Source organism: Bacteroides sp. HMSC067B03 (assembly GCF_001811315.1).
Lineage (GTDB): Bacteria > Bacteroidota > Bacteroidia > Bacteroidales > Bacteroidaceae > Bacteroides > Bacteroides faecis.
In genome coordinates, this window is the sequence record NZ_KV804233.1 from 1 (window position 1) to 328 (window position 328).

General features: G+C 44.2%; 1 pseudogene. It reads left to right on the top strand.

The features are described from left to right. Positions 1 to 198: pseudogene (locus HMPREF2794_RS00775) on the top strand (ATP-binding protein); the annotation flags it as partial. Positions 199 to 328: the final 130 nt, after the last annotated feature.

Consider the following 328-nt stretch of genomic DNA (forward strand, 5'->3'; position numbering starts at 1 on the left):
GATGTCAAAGCCATTTGCGCGGCAAACGGGATCAATGATACGGAGGAACAGGAAAACATTTGGGGAAAGTTGAATAAAGAGAAAAAAGAGCCTGTGCCGGGAAAATATGTTTGGTTTACCGATGATTTGCGTGAACTGTCCGGCATGATCGAAGACCGTATAATCAAACAACAAATCGAGCGTGGAGAACTGGCATGAAAGTTTGGAGTCAGAAGAACCTAGAAGACATCCGACATGAATATATTGATTTTGACGGTGAATGGTATTTGGCATTCGGTCGTCCTGAAAAGTCCGGTTGCTGGATCATTTACGGAAAGTCGGGACAAGG